The 17,355-nt window shown below is 69.1% G+C and carries 16 protein-coding genes; 6 read left to right on the top strand and 10 right to left on the bottom strand.

The window, feature by feature from the left end; all coding sequences use genetic code 11:
• Positions 1–161: 161 nt before the first annotated feature.
• A complete protein-coding gene (locus ACLM5J_RS04910) occupies positions 162–2,240 on the top strand; it encodes an OmpA family protein (RefSeq protein ID WP_413654938.1) in 2,079 nt (692 codons plus the stop codon).
• Between the two features lie 215 nt (positions 2,241–2,455).
• Here the strand turns inward: ACLM5J_RS04910 and ACLM5J_RS04905 are convergent, their stop codons facing one another.
• From ACLM5J_RS04905 to ACLM5J_RS04885, 5 genes are all read right to left on the bottom strand, one after another.
• Positions 2,456–2,797, bottom strand: coding sequence for a metallopeptidase family protein (locus ACLM5J_RS04905; RefSeq protein ID WP_413654937.1), 342 nt, complete (start codon positions 2,795–2,797; stop codon positions 2,456–2,458).
• 46 nt (positions 2,798–2,843) lie between these two features.
• Positions 2,844–3,254 (bottom strand): PIN domain nuclease, encoded by a 411-nt coding sequence (locus ACLM5J_RS04900; RefSeq protein WP_413654936.1) that lies wholly within the window; start codon positions 3,252–3,254, stop codon positions 2,844–2,846.
• On the bottom strand, positions 3,245–3,466 hold the full coding sequence (locus ACLM5J_RS04895; RefSeq protein WP_413654935.1) for an antitoxin: 222 nt from the start codon (positions 3,464–3,466) through the stop codon (positions 3,245–3,247). Before ACLM5J_RS04895 ends, ACLM5J_RS04900 begins: the two co-directional genes overlap by 10 nt.
• A gap of 198 nt (positions 3,467–3,664) precedes the next feature.
• Positions 3,665–4,747, bottom strand: a complete 1,083-nt coding sequence (locus ACLM5J_RS04890; protein WP_413654934.1) for an inositol-3-phosphate synthase — start codon at positions 4,745–4,747, stop codon at positions 3,665–3,667.
• Between the two features lie 84 nt (positions 4,748–4,831).
• A complete protein-coding gene (locus tag ACLM5J_RS04885) occupies positions 4,832–5,404 on the bottom strand; it encodes a PadR family transcriptional regulator (RefSeq protein ID WP_413654933.1) in 573 nt (190 codons plus the stop codon).
• 286 nt (positions 5,405–5,690) lie between these two features.
• Between ACLM5J_RS04885 and ACLM5J_RS04880 the strand changes: the two genes are divergently transcribed.
• From ACLM5J_RS04880 to ACLM5J_RS04870, 3 genes are read left to right on the top strand one after another with little or no spacing between them, the layout of a single operon-like run.
• Positions 5,691–7,964, top strand: a complete 2,274-nt coding sequence (locus ACLM5J_RS04880; RefSeq protein ID WP_413654932.1) for a transglycosylase domain-containing protein — start codon at positions 5,691–5,693, stop codon at positions 7,962–7,964.
• A 12-nt stretch (positions 7,965–7,976) separates the two neighbouring features.
• Positions 7,977–9,458: a glycosyltransferase family 87 protein gene (locus tag ACLM5J_RS04875; protein ID WP_413654931.1), complete on the top strand. Its 1,482-nt coding sequence runs from the start codon at positions 7,977–7,979 to the stop codon at positions 9,456–9,458.
• Between the two features lie 36 nt (positions 9,459–9,494).
• On the top strand, positions 9,495–10,439 hold the full coding sequence (locus ACLM5J_RS04870) for a hypothetical protein (RefSeq protein WP_413654930.1): 945 nt from the start codon (positions 9,495–9,497) through the stop codon (positions 10,437–10,439).
• A 62-nt stretch (positions 10,440–10,501) separates the two neighbouring features.
• On the opposite strand, the gene ACLM5J_RS04865 is transcribed toward ACLM5J_RS04870, so the two are convergent.
• From ACLM5J_RS04865 to ACLM5J_RS04850, 4 genes are all read right to left on the bottom strand, one after another.
• Positions 10,502–11,551: an alanine racemase gene (locus tag ACLM5J_RS04865; RefSeq protein ID WP_413654929.1), complete on the bottom strand. Its 1,050-nt coding sequence runs from the start codon at positions 11,549–11,551 to the stop codon at positions 10,502–10,504.
• On the bottom strand, positions 11,548–12,702 hold the full coding sequence (locus ACLM5J_RS04860; RefSeq protein WP_413654928.1) for a lipid II:glycine glycyltransferase FemX: 1,155 nt from the start codon (positions 12,700–12,702) through the stop codon (positions 11,548–11,550). Before ACLM5J_RS04860 ends, ACLM5J_RS04865 begins: the two co-directional genes overlap by 4 nt.
• A gap of 17 nt (positions 12,703–12,719) precedes the next feature.
• Positions 12,720–13,526 (bottom strand): deoxyribonuclease IV, encoded by an 807-nt coding sequence (locus ACLM5J_RS04855; protein ID WP_413654927.1) that lies wholly within the window; start codon positions 13,524–13,526, stop codon positions 12,720–12,722.
• Positions 13,527–13,649: 123 nt separating this feature from the next.
• On the bottom strand, positions 13,650–15,092 hold the full coding sequence (locus ACLM5J_RS04850) for a threonine dehydratase (RefSeq protein WP_413654926.1): 1,443 nt from the start codon (positions 15,090–15,092) through the stop codon (positions 13,650–13,652).
• A gap of 99 nt (positions 15,093–15,191) precedes the next feature.
• Here ACLM5J_RS04850 and ACLM5J_RS04845 point away from each other — a divergent pair, with 99 nt between their 5' ends.
• Both ACLM5J_RS04845 and ACLM5J_RS04840 read left to right on the top strand, forming a co-directional pair.
• Positions 15,192–16,457, top strand: a complete 1,266-nt coding sequence (locus tag ACLM5J_RS04845; RefSeq protein WP_413654925.1) for a hypothetical protein — start codon at positions 15,192–15,194, stop codon at positions 16,455–16,457.
• Positions 16,454–16,576: a hypothetical protein gene (locus tag ACLM5J_RS04840; protein WP_413654924.1), complete on the top strand. Its 123-nt coding sequence runs from the start codon at positions 16,454–16,456 to the stop codon at positions 16,574–16,576. Before ACLM5J_RS04845 ends, ACLM5J_RS04840 begins: the two co-directional genes overlap by 4 nt.
• Positions 16,577–16,593: 17 nt before the next feature.
• Here ACLM5J_RS04840 and ACLM5J_RS04835 read toward each other — a convergent pair whose 3' ends face one another.
• On the bottom strand, positions 16,594–17,316 hold the full coding sequence (locus tag ACLM5J_RS04835; protein WP_413654923.1) for a PaaX domain-containing protein, C- domain protein: 723 nt from the start codon (positions 17,314–17,316) through the stop codon (positions 16,594–16,596).
• Positions 17,317–17,355 lie beyond the last annotated feature (39 nt).

Raw genomic sequence — 17,355 nt, 5'->3', positions numbered from 1 at the left:
GCTACACAGGCCCGGGCCTTCGCACCTCGAAACCTCAGATTCGAGTCCGCAGGGCCGATGGGATCAAGGCACTGCCACGAACGCCCGGGCAGTTGATCGAGTGCAGGTCTGCGCCGGGGCGCACCTGCCGCACACCTCGATCCCGAAGGCGCCGTCACCCCATGCTTGCCACCACTCCCAGTCGCAGAGGCTTGTCGCTGACCAGGCGCGCTCTCTCCGCCCTCCTCGCTCTCGCCGTCGCGACCGTCGGCGCTATCGCCGGCCTGGTCGGCGTCGCCGGACCTGCCTCCGCAGGTGTTCAGGCCACCTGCAGTTGGACCGAGCTCGTGGGTCTGCCCCAGGGGATCCGTGCAGCCGAGTTCTCCGCCTCCACCGACGGCTGGCTGGTGCTCTTCGTTGACGGCGTCCGCCGCGACGACCAGAGCATGTGGCTGCGCGGCACCATCAAGCAGGCCGACGCCGACTTCGCCGCCCAGGTCGAGGCCGACGTCATCGAGTGGCGCTGGTACGACCCCGCCGTCATCGATAGCGAGTCGCTGGCGACGATCACCCACGCGACGCCGTTCGTCTGCGACTTCAACTGGCCGCTGGTCGCTCCGCCCACTGCTCAGAGCATCGACTTCACCCAGCCTGCCGACGTGGCGCACGGAGAAACTCCCGCCCCGCTTGTCGTCTCCGCGACCTCCGGCCTCTCCGTGACCACCGAGTCGTTGACCCCCGAAGTCTGCACGGTCGACGGCGTCGACGTCACGCTCGTCGGTGTCGGTGAGTGCACGATCGAGGCCACCCAGGACGGCGGCGTCGGGCCCGACGAGGTCACCTACGCAGCGGCGTCCGCGGTGAGCCGCACGTTCAACGTCAACGCGGGCAGCCTGCACCAGGACGTGCAGTTCACCGACCCGCTGAACATGCGCCTCGGCGAGGGCTCCCAGGTGCTGCTGGCCACCGCCGACAGTGAGGGCCCGATCTGGTTCGAGTCGCTCACGCCGGAGGTCTGCATCGCGACCAACCGGGCCAGCAACTCCACCGTCTCCGCCGACGCGCTCGGCGAGTGCACCGTCCGCGCCCACCAGGACGGCGGCCCGGTCGGCGACGGCCGCTTCGCCTACAACGCCGCCAGCGCCGACCAGAGCTTCAACGTGTGGCCCGCCGCCCTTGACCAGACCATCACCTTCCCTGCGCTCGACGACGTCGAACTGGGCGACAGCGCGCAGCACGCGGCCGCCACCGCAACCTCGGGCCTCGACGTCAGCTACCGCAGCCTGACGCCGGAGACCTGCTCGGTCACCGGTGGTGAGGTCGCCCCTCTTGCCATCGGCACTTGCACGATCGAGGCGGCCCAGGCCGGCAACGCCGACGTGAACACCCTGGAGACGGTCTACAACGCTGCCGAGCCGGTCACCCGCTCCTTCGAGATCGTCGCCGCGCCGCAGGCTCAGGCCCAGGTGGTCACGGCCGCAGGCGCCCACGGCTACCCGCTCTCCAAGCGCACGGCGGACGTGCGGTTCACCAGCAGCGCGGGCCTTCCGGTCACCGTGACGTCGCAGACCCCGAAGGTCTGCACTGTGGCGAAGAACGGCGTGGCTCTGAAGTCCGGAGGCACCTGCACCCTCACCGCGATCGCTGCCGGAAACGCCGCCTTTGCCCCCTCGGAGCAGGTCGAGGTCACCTTCGGTGTCTGGGCAGCCCCGACGGCACCCGCCAAGGCACCCGCGCCGCGCGCTGTCACGGTGCTCGGCAAGGGCGAGGGTGCCTACCGCGTCACCGCGACGCCAGCGAAGGTCTGCAGCGTCGTTCGCGGCAAGGCCGTTCTCACCGGAGCAGGCACCTGCAAGGTCGTGGTCCGTGACGGCTCCCGCGTCGTCCGCCGCTCCACGATCGCCGTCACCGAGGTCAACGGAGCGAAGCCGAGCGCGGGCGGACTCGAGCGGATCGGATCCGTGCGCTTCGACTTCAACTCCGCCAAGCTCACCCCGGCCGGGAAGAAGACCCTGCGCCAGCTGGCACCCAAGCTCCGCAAGGCCGAACTCATCGTGATCTACGGCAACACCCAGGCGTACGGCGGCGGCGACAACCCCGCCAACCGGAAGCTCTCGGCCAAGCGCGCTGCCGCCGTCGTGAAGTTCCTGCGCGGGCTGCGGGTCAAGGCGAAGGCGACCACCGTCGCCACCTCTTCGCGGAACCCCCTCGGCAAGAACGACGCGGCCAACCGTCGAGCCGACATCTACTGGCTCTCGTAAGGCGATCTGCGCCGTCGTCCGGTGTCCTCAGATGACACCAGACGACGGCGTTGGTCGGCGGTCTCGACAAGCTCGACCTCCGGGGCGGCTTGACCTCCGGGACCGTGGAGGTGGTCTCGACAGGCTCGACCTCCGGGGTGGCTCGACCTCCGGGACCGTGGAGGTGGTCTCGACAGGCTCGACCTCCGGGACCGTGGCTCGACCTCCGGGGCGGCTCACCAGCCGAGCTCACGCAGCTTGGCATCTCCGATGCCGAAGTAGTGGCCGACCTCGTGGATCACTGTCCGCCGGACCTGCTCGACGACGTCGCCCTCGGTGGCACAGATCCGACAGATGGCCTGGCGGTAGATGGTGATCCGGTCGGGCAGCACCCCCGCGTAGTGGGTGGTGCGCCGGGTCAGCGGAATCCCTTGGTAGAGCCCGAGCAACCCAGGGCGACCTGGTCCGTGCTCCACGACGACGGCGACGTTGCTCATCAGCGAGCCGAACTCATCGGGCAGTCCGTCCAGCGCCTCGGCGACCATCGTCTCGAAGCACTCCGGCTCGATCTCGATCACGCTGCCATCCTCCGCCGGCGTTCAACACCTGGGTTGTCAAGACGGATCAGGTGCAGAGTCGTTCGACCGGCTGACCGGTCAGCTCCGCGATAAGTTCGAAGTCCTTGTCGAGATGGAGGACGGTCAACCCAGCGAGCTCGGCGGTGGCGGCGATCAGGAGGTCGGGAATCGAGGGCGCGCGGTGATGGCCCCGGTCGGCGAGCAGCAGCTGCACCTCAAGCGCTCGGTCTTCGATCGCGGGAGTCAGGTACTCGACCGGCATCCGCGAGAGCGGAGGGCGAGTGACGACTTGCCGCGCATCATCAGATGACCGCGCTGAGTATCCGATCTCCAGACGGGTCATGGTGGTGACCCGGACCAGACCCCGTTCGATCCGCGTTGCCCACTCTGCGGCGTCGGGGCTGGGGCCCAGCTTGACCAGGGCCGACTTGTCGATCAGCCAGGTCGTCACCGCCACGCGGCATCCATGACCGCGTCGTCACCGAGGTCGGCGAACTGGTCGCTGAACAGCTGGAGATCCGCGACGGAGACCGGGCCGCCCGGCAAGGCGGAGTCAGCGGCCAGGCGCCGTCGGATGTACTCCGCTCGCGAGAGACCCAGGCGCGCTGCATGGGCATCGATGCCCGCTAGGACATGCTCGGGAACGTCGCGGATCAACAGGTTGGGCATGGCACCTCCAGCCGTGGATATCTGATGATATCGCGCGCTGCCATGCTGTGAACCTTCGCGAAGGCAGGCGAATCGATCTGGCCGCTTGCGCGCGGGAACGCGCCTGGAAATGCTGAAGCGCCGCCAGCCCTTGCGGGACCGACGGCGCTTGTTCAGTCAGTCAGGTTGTGCGGTCTCGGCACGAGTGCCGAGGGTGGATCACTCGCCGCGGATGAACTTCTCGAGCTCGGCGCGACCCTTGTCGTCTTCCATCTGCACCGGCGGCGACTTCATCAGGTAAGCCGACGCGGAGAGGATCGGGCCACCGAGGCCACGGTCCAGAGCGATCTTGGCGGCACGGACGGCGTCGATGATGATGCCGGCGCTGTTCGGGGAGTCCCAGACCTCGAGCTTGTACTCCAGGTTCAGCGGGACGTCACCGAAGGCGCGACCCTCGAGGCGCACGTAGGCCCACTTGCGGTCGTCGAGCCACGCGACGTAGTCGGACGGGCCGATGTGGACGTTCTTGTCCTCGATCTTGCCGGCCAGCGGACCGGTCAGGTTCGAGGTCACGGCCTGGGTCTTGGAGACCTTCTTGGACTCAAGGCGCTCACGCTCGAGCATGTTCTTGAAGTCCATGTTGCCGCCGACGTTGAGCTGGTAGGTGCGGTCCAGCACCACGCCGCGGTCTTCGAACAGCTTCGCCATCACGCGGTGGGTGATGGTGGCGCCGACCTGGGACTTGATGTCGTCGCCGACGATCGGGATACCGGCGTCCTCGAACTTCTTGGCCCACTCGGGGTCCGAAGCGATGAAGACGGGCAGCGCGTTGACGAAGGCCACGCCAGCGTCGATGGCGCACTGGGCGTAGAACTTGTCGGCCTTCTCGGAGCCCACCGGGAGGTAGGAGACGAGGACGTCGACCTGAGCGTCCTTGAGTGCCTGGACGACGTCGACCGGCTCGGCGTCCGACTCCTCGATCGTCATGGCGTAGTACTTGCCGATGCCGTCGAGCGTCGGGCCACGCTGAACGGTCACGCCGGTGGGCGCGACGTCGGTGATGCTGATGGTGTTGTTCTCCGAAGCGACGATGGCCTCGGACAGGTCGAAGCCGACCTTCTTGGCGTCGACGTCGAACGCAGCGACGAACTCGACGTCGGAGACGTGGTAGTCACCGAACTTGACGTGCATCAGACCCGGAACGGTGCCGGACGGGTCGGCGTCCTTGTAGTACTCCACGCCCTGGATGAGGGAGGTGGCGCAGTTGCCCACTCCCACGATTGCTACGCGAACCGATCCCATCGGTCTCCTCATTCCTGCATTGTCGATTTACTGACTGACTGAACTGCTGACTGAAAACTGCGTTCCTGTCTGGCCGTGGCCCGGTCAGGAAGGTCCGGTGTTGTCCGCCGGGCGTTGGTTGCGCTCGGCGTTGATCAGGTCGGAGAGCCACTTGACCTCGCGCTCCACCGACTCCACGCCGTGGCGTTGGAGCTCGGAGGCGTAACGGTCCATCTCCTTCTGGGTGAGCGACAGGTCGCCCTGAACCTTCTCCAAGCGCTCTTGGAGCCGACTGCGCCGCCCCTCCAGCACACGGAGTCGGATCTCCATGTCGGTACGCCCGAAGAAGGCGAACCGGATGTCGAAGGTGTCGTCCTCCCAGGCATTGGGGCCGACCTCGGACATCAGCTGAACGAACTGGTTCTCGCCCGCCGGGGTCAACTGGTAGACGATCCGCGGACGGCGGCTGGTCAGAGCACCGGGGTTGGTCACCGTGCGCTCTTCGATCCAGTCGGCCCGCAACATCTTCTTCAACGCGGGATACAAGGAACCGTAGGAGAGGATCCGACCCCACCCCAGCATCAGGTTGAGTCGCTTCCGCAACTCGTATCCGTGCATGGGTGACTCGTGCAGCAGCCCTAGGACTGCTAGCTCGATGCTCTCTCCACGCCTTGCCACCGACCTATCGTACCGATATATCGCACCTCGTGTGAATTGCACTCGAACACGGAGTGTCCACGGACTGCCGAATCGGGCTATGGCGGCGTCGCCGAGCGCCCGCTCGGTTGCCATCTGTGCGTCCTCAGGGGCTGCAGCTGCGCTCTCGGGAGCTATTTGTGGGCCCTCGGGGGTGGGTGCGGGTGCGCGAGAACTCGGTGCGGTTGGCGCGCCCCGCGTACTCTTGCCAACCGAAGCAGCGCCGCCAGCAGCATCGCGCGGCCCAGTCGAGGGAAGTTCTCAACACGTGACCGGTAAGCGCAAGTCCGCATCCGCAGGGAAGGCTCCGGCCCGATCTGCCGCGGCGAAGAAGACCTCAGCGAGCAAGCGGCCCCCCGCCTCGCCGTTCAAGCGGCGCCTGCGCAAGGCGCTCAAATGGAGCGGCATCACCGGCCTGGTGCTGGCCCTGCTCGGCGCGCTCAGCCTGGTCATCCTGTACCGGGCCATCGAGATCCCGAACCCGAACGCGGACTTCCAGACGGAGACCACCTACGTCTACTACGCCGACGGCAAGAGCGAGGTCGGCAAGTTCGCGACCCAGAACCGGAACTCGATCCCGTTCTCGGAGATGCCGGACTCGATCAAGGCCGCCGTCGTCGCCGCTGAGGACCGCAGCTTCTGGACCAACAAGGGCATCGACCCCAAGGGCATCCTCCGCGCCGCCTTCTCCAACGCGCAGGGCAACGACCAGCAGGGTGCCTCCACGATCACCCAGCAGTACGTGAAGATCCTCTACCTGAGCCAGGAACGCAGCTACAAGCGGAAGGTCCGCGAAGCGATCGTCTCGCTCAAGCTGCACCGCCAGCAGAGCAAGGAACAGATCCTCGAGGGCTACCTCAACACCATCTACTTCGGTCGTGGTGCCTACGGCATCGACGCCGCCGCGCGCGCCTACTTCGCGGTGCCCGCCAAGAAGCTCAGCGTCCGCCAGAGCGCCGTGCTGGCCTCGGTGATCAACAACCCGACCCAGTTCGACCCGGCCAACGGCAAGGCCAACCGGGACGCCCTGAAGAACCGGTACGCCTGGATCCTCAACGGGATGGCCAAGACCGGCGAGATCGACGCCGTGACCGCGGAGAAGGCCGGCCGCAAGCTGCCCAAGTTCCCCAAGGTGAAGGCGGACACCACCTACGGCGGCCAGAAGGGCCATGCGCTCGCGCTGATCCGCAGCGAGCTGGTCCGCCTCGGCTTCAACGAGCAGGAGATCAACGGTGGTGGCCTCCGGGTGACCACCACGCTCACCAAGAAGGCGATGGACGCCGCGGCGTCCGGCGTCGCCGAGGCCCGTCCGCAGGGCGTCAAGGGGCTGCACATCGCGGCTGCCAGCGTCGAGCCCGGAACCGGTGCACTGCGCGGCTTCTACGGCGGCCAGGACTACCTGGAGTCACAGATCAACTGGGCCGTCTCCGGCGGCCAGCCCGGTTCGACGTTCAAGGCGTTCGCGCTGGCGGCCGGCATCAAGGCGGGCTTCTCGCTCAAGGACACCTTCGACGGCGACTCGCCCTTCGAGTTCCAGCCGGGCGTCAAGCCGGTCCGCAACCTCGGTGGCGGCGACGGCCGGGACTACGGCCGGGTCAACCTGATCACGGCCGCCGAGCAGTCGATCAACACCGCCTTCGTCGACCTCACCATGGCGTTGCCGGACGGCCCCAAGGACGTCTTGAAGGCGGCCAAGGCGATGGGCATCCCCGGCAGCGGCCCGCAGAGCCTGAACAACCTCTACAAGTCCCCGGGCCTCCAGCCGAACCCCGGTATCGCGCTGGGCTCGGCGACGGTCAGCCCGATCAACATGGCCAACGGCTACGCCACCATCGCCAACGGCGGCGTCCGCGCCGACCTGCACGTGATCGACAAGGTCGTCGACCGGAACGGCGAGACCCAGTACCAGCACAAGGTCACCGACAAGCGGGTCCTCGACGAGGACGTGAACTCCGACGTCTCCTACGCGCTGGAGCGGGTGATCACCGGTCCCGGTGGCTCCGGCTTCCGGGCCAAGGGCCTCGGCCGTGAGGCGGGCGGCAAGACCGGTACCGCGACCAACTCCAAGGACCAGGTGTCGTCGTCCTGGTTCATCGGGTTCACCCCGCAGCTCTCGACCGCGGTGATGATGGTCCGCGGCGACGGCGACGACTCCGTCGAGGAGGTGCTGCCGGGTACCTACTACGGCGGTACCTACCCGACGTTGATGTGGACCTCGATCATGCGCCAGGCCCTCGAGGGCGAGCCCTACGAGTCGCTCCCGGAGCCGGCGAACACCGACGGTGACGCGCCGACGGACGGTCACGAGTTCGTGCCGCCGCCGCCCAAGGAGACCAAGAAGCCGAAGCCTCCGAAGGAGACGAAGAAGCCGGAGCAGCCGTCGCAGGAGCCCACCACCGAGGCGCCGCCGACCAGCGAGGCCCCGACGGAGGAGCCCACCGACGAGCCGACGGACGACCCGTCGAGTACGCCGACCGACACCGCGACGCCGCTGCTGCGTCAGGAGTGGTCGCCGTCCGCATGGCGAAGGGGCCGGCCCTAACGGGCGTCGACCATGACCGATGACCGCCCTGTTGCGCCCTCGTTGGACGACCCGGTACTCACCTCGCTGAGTGAGTCGGTGGGTGGACCGGCGGGGGCGCACGGGCGCGGGCACCGGTGGTGGACGCCGGTCCGGGTGATCCTCGCGGTCACCGCAGCACTGTTCGTGCTGGGCATGGTGCAGAAGGCGCCGTGCTACACCGCCGACTGGTCCAACGGCGAAGAGCGGTTCGCCAAGATGTGCTACTCCGACATGCCGTACCTCTATGTGGGGCGCGGCTTCGCCGAACTCTCCTGGCCCTACGACGACGACGAGCAGACCCGGGCCCGATACGACGTGATGGAGTACCCGGTCGGGATCTCCTACTTCGCCTACGGCGCCGCGTGGATCACCCAGGCGGTCCACGGTTTTCCGGACGTCGTCGCCCGCGGCAAGCTGCCCGTCGCCCAACTCGGCGCCGACCAGGATGTGATCCAGGAGCGCAGCGACTACGTCGCGGTCTCCGCGGTGCTGCTCGGTGCGATCACCCTGCTCGGGGCCTGGCTGCTGGCCCGCACCCACCGTTCCCGGCCCTGGGACGCGATGCTCTTCGCTGCGGCTCCGGTGCTGGTCCTCAACGGGCTGATCAACTGGGACCTGCTCGCCGTCACCCTGGTCGCCGGTGCGCTCTACGCCTGGTCGCGCGACAGACCGTTGCTCACCGGCATCCTGATCGGTCTGGGCACGGCGACCAAGCTCTACCCGCTCTTCCTGCTCGGCGCGATCCTGGTGATCTGTCTACGCCGCCGCGAGTACGCGAAGTTCGCGGTGGCGACCGGTGCCGCCGCGCTCAGTTGGCTGCTGGCCAACCTGCCGGCGATGCTCACCGGCTGGGAGGAGTGGAAGGTCTTCTGGAGCTTCAACTCCGAGCGCGGCGCCGACCTCGGCAGCGTCTGGCTGGTGCTCTCCCAAGCTGGTCACACCTTCGACGCGAGCACCATCAACGACGTCTCCTGGCTCTTCTTCATCGCCTGGTGTGTCGCGGTGATGGCGATCGGGCTGATGGCTCCCGAGACTCCGCGGATGGCTCAGCTCGGCTTCCTGATCGTGGCCGGCTTCCTGCTGATCAACAAGGTCTACTCGCCGCAGTACGTGCTCTGGCTGCTGCCGCTGGCGGTGCTGGCCCGGCCACGCTGGCGTGACCAGCTGATCTGGCAGGCCGGTGAGGTCTTCTACTTCGCCGCCGTCTGGTGGTACCTCGGCGGCTTCCTCCAGCCCGGCTCCGGCGACGAGCCCGGCTTCTACTGGCTGGCGATCGGCCTCCGCCTGCTCTGCGAGCTCTACCTGATCGGGATCGTCGTGCGCGACGTGCTCTGGCCGCAGTTCGACGTCGTCCGCGAGGGGCGGGGCTTCGACGGCTGGCCACCGCGTCGGCGGGCAGCGAAAGACAGCGGTAGATCGCTGTCGCCAGGTGACAGCGATCGACCACTGTCATCCACAGGCCCGCTTGCTTGAGTGGCGTGGCGCCGCAGCGGTTCTCATCCTTGGCGGGTGGACCTCCCTGCCATGCTCGACCTGCAGTCCGGTGTCGTCGCCCGACGGCAGTTGCTGCGCGCTGGGCTGACCGAGTCGGATCTGCGCCGGATGCTCCGGCGTCGGGAGCTCGCCCTGCTGATGCCAGGGGTCTACCTGCAGCACACCGGAGAGCCGAGCTGGCTGCAGCGGGCGTGGGGCGGCGTCCTGCCTGCGTGGCCAGCGGCACTCTGTGCGGATTCGGCGCTGCGCGCCTGGGATGGTCCGGGACGGCGGGGGCATCGGGACGGGGACCCGATCCATGTCGCGATCGCTCGTGATCGCCGAACCGTGACGACGCCGGGCCTGGTGGTGCATCGACTGGTCCACCTCGACAGCAAGGTGTTGTGGAATCTCGCGCCGCCGAGACTGCGGATCGAGGAGGCGGCGCTCGACGTCGCTGCCGCGGCGGCGGATGACTTCGCGGCCATCGCCGTGTTGGCGGAGGCGGTCGGATCGCGCCGGACGACCGCTGCCCGCATCGGCGACGCGCTGGCCCAGCGCACCAGGATCCGCCGCCGATCGTTCCTTGCTGCGGTCATCGCTGACCTTGAGGCAGGCGCATGCTCCGTGTTGGAGCACGGCTACCTCCACCGCGTCGAGCGCGCTCACGGCTTGCCGAGGAGCAGGCGGCAGGTCGCGGCGCTGTCAGCGGGCCGGATCTACCGCGACGTCGTCTATGTGGATTTCGGCCAGGTCGTCGAGCTTGACGGCCGACTCGATCACACCAGCGTCTCGGCGCGTGATCGCGACCTCGAGCGTGACCTCGACGCGGCGCTCGACGGGCTCGCCGGAATCAGGCTGGGATGGGGTCAGGTGTTCGACCGTCCGTGCCACACCGCCCGGCGGGTCGGCGAACTGCTCCGACGCCGAGGCTGGCCCGGCACCCCGGAGACGTGTCCCGACTGTCCGCCGCCGAGATAGTGGTAGATCGCTGTCGCCAGGTGACAGCGATCTACCACTATGTGCCGGGAGTCGGGCGCAGCTCAGCTGAAGACGACCCGATCGACGGTGGTGGTGGTGAAGCGGACCCGGACGTCGATCTCGTCACCGATCTCGGGGACGGTCGAGCCGTGCGGGACGAAGAGCATGCTGGCCTGCATGTGCGGCGGCTCGGCGAAGAGGCGCTGCTTGCCGCCGATGCTGTACGGCGAACGGACGAAACCGGCCGCGTCCATGCCGCCGCGGGCCAGGGCGCCGGCCTTCGCCTTCAGAGTGCTGGCTCCGGTGGGCGCCTCCAGGCCGATGCCGTGCGCGGTGCCGCCGCCGACGACCAGGATGGTGCCGTCCTTGGGCGCCGTCCGACCGCGGTAGCCGAAGATGTCGCCGCGCGCCACCGGGTGGGTGTCGAGGACGGTCGCGGTGACCCGCAGCGCGCCGCGGTCGCCCAGCCAGAGCCGGGTTCCGGTGCGCGGACGGAAGGCGTAGTCGGGCCAGGTTCGGGCCAGCTCGGCGAGCTCGAGGTCGGTCAAATGGCTGACCCAGACGGTGTGCGTGGAGAGGTCGGCGGCGACCTGGTCGGTCATCAGGCGCTGCACCTCGGACAGGTGCGAGGCGCCACCCATCGGCAGGTGGAGCGCGACCCCTTCGAGTCGCAGCGACGGCGTCGCGGCCAGGAACTCGGCGGCCTCACGGAGCCCGGCAGCGGTGAAGCCGTGCCGCAGCATCGACGTCCGCTGCTCCAGAATGATCCGGGCGTCGGGGTCGCGCTCAGCCAGGTCGCGCAGGTCGCTGATCCGGCCCAGGGTGTGGATCACCCGGTCGTCGTGGGGCTGCGCGACGGCGGCACCGAACGGGCGCCACGGCGTCAGCACCAGCAGCGAGCCGGGGAACGCGTCGCGGACCTCGGCAAGTTCGTCGTAGGTGCCGACGGCCAGGGTGTCCACGCCGAGCAGGCGCGCCTCCTCAGCGAGTCGGGCGTTGCCGAGCCCGTAGCCGTTGCCCTTCGCGACCGGCACCAGAGTGGGCGCCTTGCCGAGGGTGAGGTGCTGGTTCGCGCGGAACCGGGTGGCGTCGACGTGGAGGGTAAGGCTCATCGCTTCTCCATGTAGATCTCGAAGGCCTTGTGGATGAGCCGGTTGATCGGGAGGTCCCATTCGCCGGCGTACTCCACTGCCTCACCACCGGTACCCACCTTGAACTGGATGAGTCCGACGTGCGGGTCGTCGGCGTCGAGGGTGTCGGTGATGCCGCGCAGGTCGTACACGTCGGCGTAGGCGGCGATCGCGTCACGGATCATCTGCCACTGCACCGCGTTCGAGCCACGGACGTCGCGCTTCTCGGTCGACGAGGCGCCGTAGGAGTACCAGGTGTGCGCGCCCGACCGGATCCAGATCGTGCTCGCCACCAGGTCGCCCTCGTGGTGGGCCAGGTAGAGCCGGATCTCGGTGCTCGCCTCGGCCGAGCCGAGCGCGGCGAACATGGTGCGGAAGTAGCTGAGCGGACGCGGCGTGAAGTGGTCGCGCTCCGCGGTGTGCACGTAGAGCGCATGGAACGCGGCGAGGTCGGCCTCCAACGTCTCCGCGCTCGCCAACCGGACCTCGACACCGGATTTCGCGGCCTTCTTGATGTTGCGCCGCCAGAGCTGGTTCATCCCAGCCAGGACGTCGGCCTCGGAGCGGGGCTTGCCGTCGTCGTCGCGCAGCGGGATCGCGAAGTTGAACTGCGGCTGACCGGCCGAGAAGCCGCCGTCCGCAGCCAGGTGCTTCCAGCCGAGCTCGTTGAGCTGGCTGACGACGCGGGCACCCGAGACGCAGCGCTCCAACGGGGCCATCTCGGTCAGCCGGTGCACGGACTCGTCGGCGATGCCCTGCTTGATCGCGGCGGCGTCCCAGCGGCCGGTGACGACCGGCGGACCCATCCGGACGGCGAACGCGCCCTGACGCTTCAGGTGCGCCACCATCGGCGTCAGCCAAGCGTTCAGCTCGTCGCTCTCCCAGTCGATGACCGGGCCCTCGGGCAGGTACGCGAGGTAGCGCTTGACCTTGGGCAGCTGGCGGTAGAGCACCAGCGCGGCACCGACCACTGCGCCGCCCTGCTCCCACAGCAGCGACTCACTGCGCCACTCAGCCTTGACGGCTGCCCAGGCAGGGCTCTGCAGGAAGCTCGCCGAACGCCGGGTCCGCAGGAATGCGGTGTGCTCGGCGGCGGTCGCGGTACGGACGGTGATCGGAGCTGGGGAAGACACGGCCACGAGGCTACCGCTCAGAGCCGCTCGCGCAGCCATGCGAAGTCTGCGGTGTGCTCGGCGACACCACCCGGCGTCTCGCAGATCACCGGCGCGGCGGCGTCGCGGATCACCGAGGCGAGCAGCTCGGGGTCGATCCGGCCGGCGCCGAAGTTGGCGTGCCGGTCGGCTCCGGAGTCGAAGTCGTCGCGGCTGTCGTTGGCGTGCACCAGGTCGATCCGGCCGGTGATCGCGCGGACCTTCTCCACCACGCTCTCGAGGGCGTTGCCGCCGGCGTGGGCGTGGCAGGTATCGAGGCAGAACCCGACCTGGTCGGCCTGCTCGGCGGAGCCGATCGCCTCCCAGACCTGGGCGATCCGGTCCAGGTGGCGGGTCATCGCGTGGTCACCGCCAGCGGTGTTCTCGATCAGCAGCGGGATCTTCAGGTCGGTCGCCTCGACGGCCTTGCGCCAGTTGTCGAAACCCTTGGCGAGCAGCTCCGGATCGTCGCCGGCCTTGTCGACATGGCCGCCGTGCACGACCAGGCCCTTCGCGCCGATCGAGGCGGCGGCGTCGATGTGCTGTTGGAGCAGTTTGCGCGACGGGATCCGCACCCGGTTGTTCGTGGTGGCGACGTTGATGATGTACGGCGCGTGCACGTAGATCGAGAGGCCCGCTGCCTCGGCTGCCGCGCGCAGGCCTTCGGCACCATCCGCGTACTCGACGACGGGGCCCTTGTAGGACTGCGGGCTGCCCAGGAACATCTGGATGACGTCGGTACCGCGGGCTTGCGCCTCGGCGATCGGGTCGGTCTGGTCGACGTGGGCTCCGATGGCAATGCTCATGTCCGCCATCCTCTCAGGTCGCCCCGAGCCGGGTGGGACGTCATACGTCGCGTGGAAGCGGGTCCACGGGGTGTATGACGTTGTGCGGGCTGCGGGCTGCGGGCTGTCGGGGGTGGTCAGACGTCAGGCGAAGGCGCGGGTGAGGATCTCGTAGTCGCAGTTGCCGCCGGTGTGCAGGATCGCCACCCGGCGACCGGCGACTCGGGCGCGTTCGCTGAGCAGACCCGCCAGCGCCAACGAGCCGGCCGGCTCGGCGAGGTTGTGGGTGGTTCGGAACATCAGCGCCATCGCCTCGGCCGCGGCCTCCTCGCTGACCTCGACGATCCGCGAGGCACCGGCTCGGATCAGGGCCACTGCCTGGGGGTCGGGAGTCCGGCAGGCGACGCCGTCGACGAAGGTGTCGGCGGTCTCGGTGCTGACCGGGTAGCCGGCCGCCACCGATCGGGCGTAGGCAGGAGCGTTGGCCGCCACCACGCCGACGATCTCGGTACGGAGTCCGAGCAGGTCCCGGACCGCGATCTGAGCGCAGATCCCGGAACCCATCCCGACCGGCACATAGATGACGTCGATGCCCGCCACCTGGTCGTGCAGCTCGGCGGCAGCGGTGGCCACCCCCTCCACCAGCCACGGGTGGAACGGCGGCACCATCATCAGGTTCCGCTGAGCCGCCAGGTTCGCGGCGTACTCGGCCGCTGCCTGGAAGTCGGCGCCCTGGACGATCAGCTCGGCGCCCATCGCCTCGATCGCGACGTTCTTGTCGGGGCTGTTCCCCTCCGGGACAACGATCGTGATCGGCAGACCGTAGGCCCGTCCGGCGAAGGCGAGGCTCTGGCCGTGGTTGCCGCGCGTGGCCGAGATCAACCCGGGCGGACGGATCCCGGAGACCCGCAGCCGTTCCACGAAGTTGAGTCCGCCACGGACCTTGAACGCCCCGGTCGGAGTGTGGTTCTCGTGCTTCACCCAGGTCTCGGTTCCGGTCAGCTGCTCCAACAGTGGCCACCGGTACGTCGGCGTGGTCGGGATGTGCCGGGCCACCACGCTGCGGGCATAGCCGAGCGAGGTGGAGGTGAGCAGCGGCTGGCCGCTACCGGGGGAGGACGGCGTCGGTTGGGACGGCGTCGCCGGAAAGCTCGGTGCCGGCGGCATCGGTGCCGGTGGAACCGCGGGCTGAGGCTGCGGGGGAGCTGCGTACTGCGGCGGCGCGTACTGCGGCGGAGCGGCCTGGGGAGCCGGAGCAGCCGGATGCGTCACCGCACCCGGCACGGCGGGCAGCGTGGAGGCGCGGATCTGCGCCAGGGCCAGGGCGACGTCGCCGGTCGGGGTGAGCCCGTTGCGAACGTTGACGATCAGCTCCTGGAGCTGCACCAGACGGCCGATCGCGATCTGGTTGCCGATCCGGACCCGGGCGGCGCTGACCAACGCGCCAAGCATCGGTTCGGAGAGGCCGATCAGGTCGGCGAGCTCGTGCGGCGGCACGCCCAAGACGCTCTGCGCCTGCTGCGCGATCGAGGCCACCGTGTCGCCGTACAGGTCGATCTGCTGCCGCTGCGCGTCGTCCTGGCTCACCGGCGACCTCCTTGCTCGTTGCTCCGGGCACGTGGCGGTGAGTGCACACCGACCTCGACTGCGGATGTTACCGACGTCGGCATCTGGCAGGCTGGCCCCATGACCACAGGCTCGGGGAATGCGGCCATCGCACTGTCTGCTGCCGGCGTCCTGTTGCCGTGGCTGATCGTTCCCGCCGCGGCTGCAGCGCCTGCGGACGAGACTGTGCAGATGGGTGGCGACACCGCGCACGCACCGGTACTGGCTGCGGGGGTCCACGAGGTCGCGATCTCCGACCAGGCCGGCTTCTTCGCGGTCGAGCGAACGATCCCGGGCTCCACGATCTGGGTCGGCGAGACCGTGATCACCGCGAACCCCGCCAACGGCGACCTTCTGCTCGCCGCCGTCAAGGAGAACGGCGACGACTGCGGCTGGTCGAGCCCCGGCGTCGTCGACGACCTGATCGACGACCACGAGTTCCGGACCGGAATCGTCAACTCCGGCGACTGCACGGACGACGACGTCATCTATATCCGCAACGAGCCCGGCTCCGGCTCCAACTTCAACGGCGAGCATCTCCAGGTCGCGATCTGGGAGGAGCCTCCCGCCGAAGACCCGAGCCTGCTCCCGCCGGCCTCGACCGAGGTCCGCTGGGACGGCTCGAAACGCGAGGAGAAGGGCGCCGCGACGCTGGGCACCGACTTCGGGTCAGCCCCCGAACTCAGCGACGGCCGGTGGCAGGTGCGGGTCCAGCCAGGCCGGACCGCTCTCTTCCGGGTTCCGCTCGCGTGGGGCCAACACGTGCAGGTCGGTCTTTCCCAGCCAGGATTCGCCGACGGCCCCGGCTTCCGTGACGCGCGCTCGGTCGAGGTCGAGCCGCTGTTGATCACCCCGCTGGGTGGCGAAGGCGCCTGGGCCGAGGCTCTCGCCTCCAGGTCGGGCACCCGGGCGCCGTCCACCTCGCTCTACGTCTACGACAGTCCGACCACGGGTGGCGCGGTCTCGCCGGTCGTCCAATGGCGGAACCGGAGCGAGCCGACGACGAACCCGGCAGCGTTCCCGGGCACCTACTACGTCTCGTTGCGGGTCGACGGGAAGGCTGAGCTTCCGGACGTGGTCAAGGACGGCATCGACCTGGCCCTCGACGTCCAGGTCTTCGGGGAGCCGGGCGGTGAGCCCTATGCGGAGGCGGCCCCGAAGCTGCCGGACCTGGCCGCGGCCCGAGGCGCGAAGGGGTCGGACGACGCCGGCTCCGGGAGCGCTGCCAGCTCGGACGAACCCGACTGGGGTGTCGTCGGCGGTCTGGGCGCGATCGCGGTGGGCATGGCGGCGGCGGGTGGCGGCCTCCTGGCGCGTTGGCGGCGGGTCACCGGGCGGTCCCGATGAGCGCGGCAGCAGTGCTGGCGGTCGTGCTGGCGGTCTCGTCGTGGCCGTTGGTCTGGGCCCTGATCGGGGCTGCGGTCGTGTTGACGGTGCTCGGCCTGCTGCTCTGGCGCAACAGCTGAGCGCCTCGACGCGGCCGTCAGGCCAGGCTGCGTCGGTAGTCGGCGTAGGAGGCGCGGAGCGCCTCGGCCGGCCAGTCGGCGGGGCGCAGCGCATCGGGTAGGACCGGGTCGGTGAGCAGGTGCCGGACGATCGCCGCGGCGATGGTGATCCGGCTGATCGGTTCAGTGTCTGCCTCGAAGTGAGACAGCAGCACCGTGCCGCGTTCGCTCCAGGCGGAGAGGTCCCAGAGCCGGTGTGCCAGTTCGACGGGGTCCTCGTCCGGGACGGCGGTGAAGCGGGTGGTCTGTGCGAGGAGTTCGGGCGAGAGCTCGGTGGTGCGCAGGTTGTCGGGGCGCAGCCAGAGACCCTCGCGGAGTTCGGCCAGCCGCTGCCCGGCGAGTTCGCGGCGTAGTTCCTGGCGACTGATCGGATCGCGACCCTGGGTGGTGACCGCGACCATCGTCCACCGCCCGGCGTCGTCGTGGGTGTCGGGGGTCAACGCTTCGTCCTGGCGGCGCTGTCGCTCCAGGAGCCGCGGGCTGAGCCGGTAGTTGCCGTCGTCCCGAGTGAGGTCGCCGGAGGCGACCAGTCTGCTGAGGGCGACCCGCAGCGTGGCCTCGCTGACGCCGAGGTCGGCCACCAGGGGGATCAGGTCGCGGGCCGGTGACTGTGCGGGGTGGCTGCCCAGGAGCAGGCTCAACACCACGGAGCGCGCGCTGAGCGGGCGCAGCTCGAGGGCGGTGAGCGCGGCGGTGGACATGGGGGGATCCTACGGCCTTCATTACAACTCTTCCACGGA

Origin of the sequence: Nocardioides sp. Bht2 (assembly GCF_047308515.1) — a bacterium.
Classification (GTDB): Bacteria; Actinomycetota; Actinomycetes; order Propionibacteriales; family Nocardioidaceae; genus Nocardioides.
Note: the sequence above shows the minus strand (reverse complement) of the source record. Positions and strands in the feature narration are given on the sequence as shown.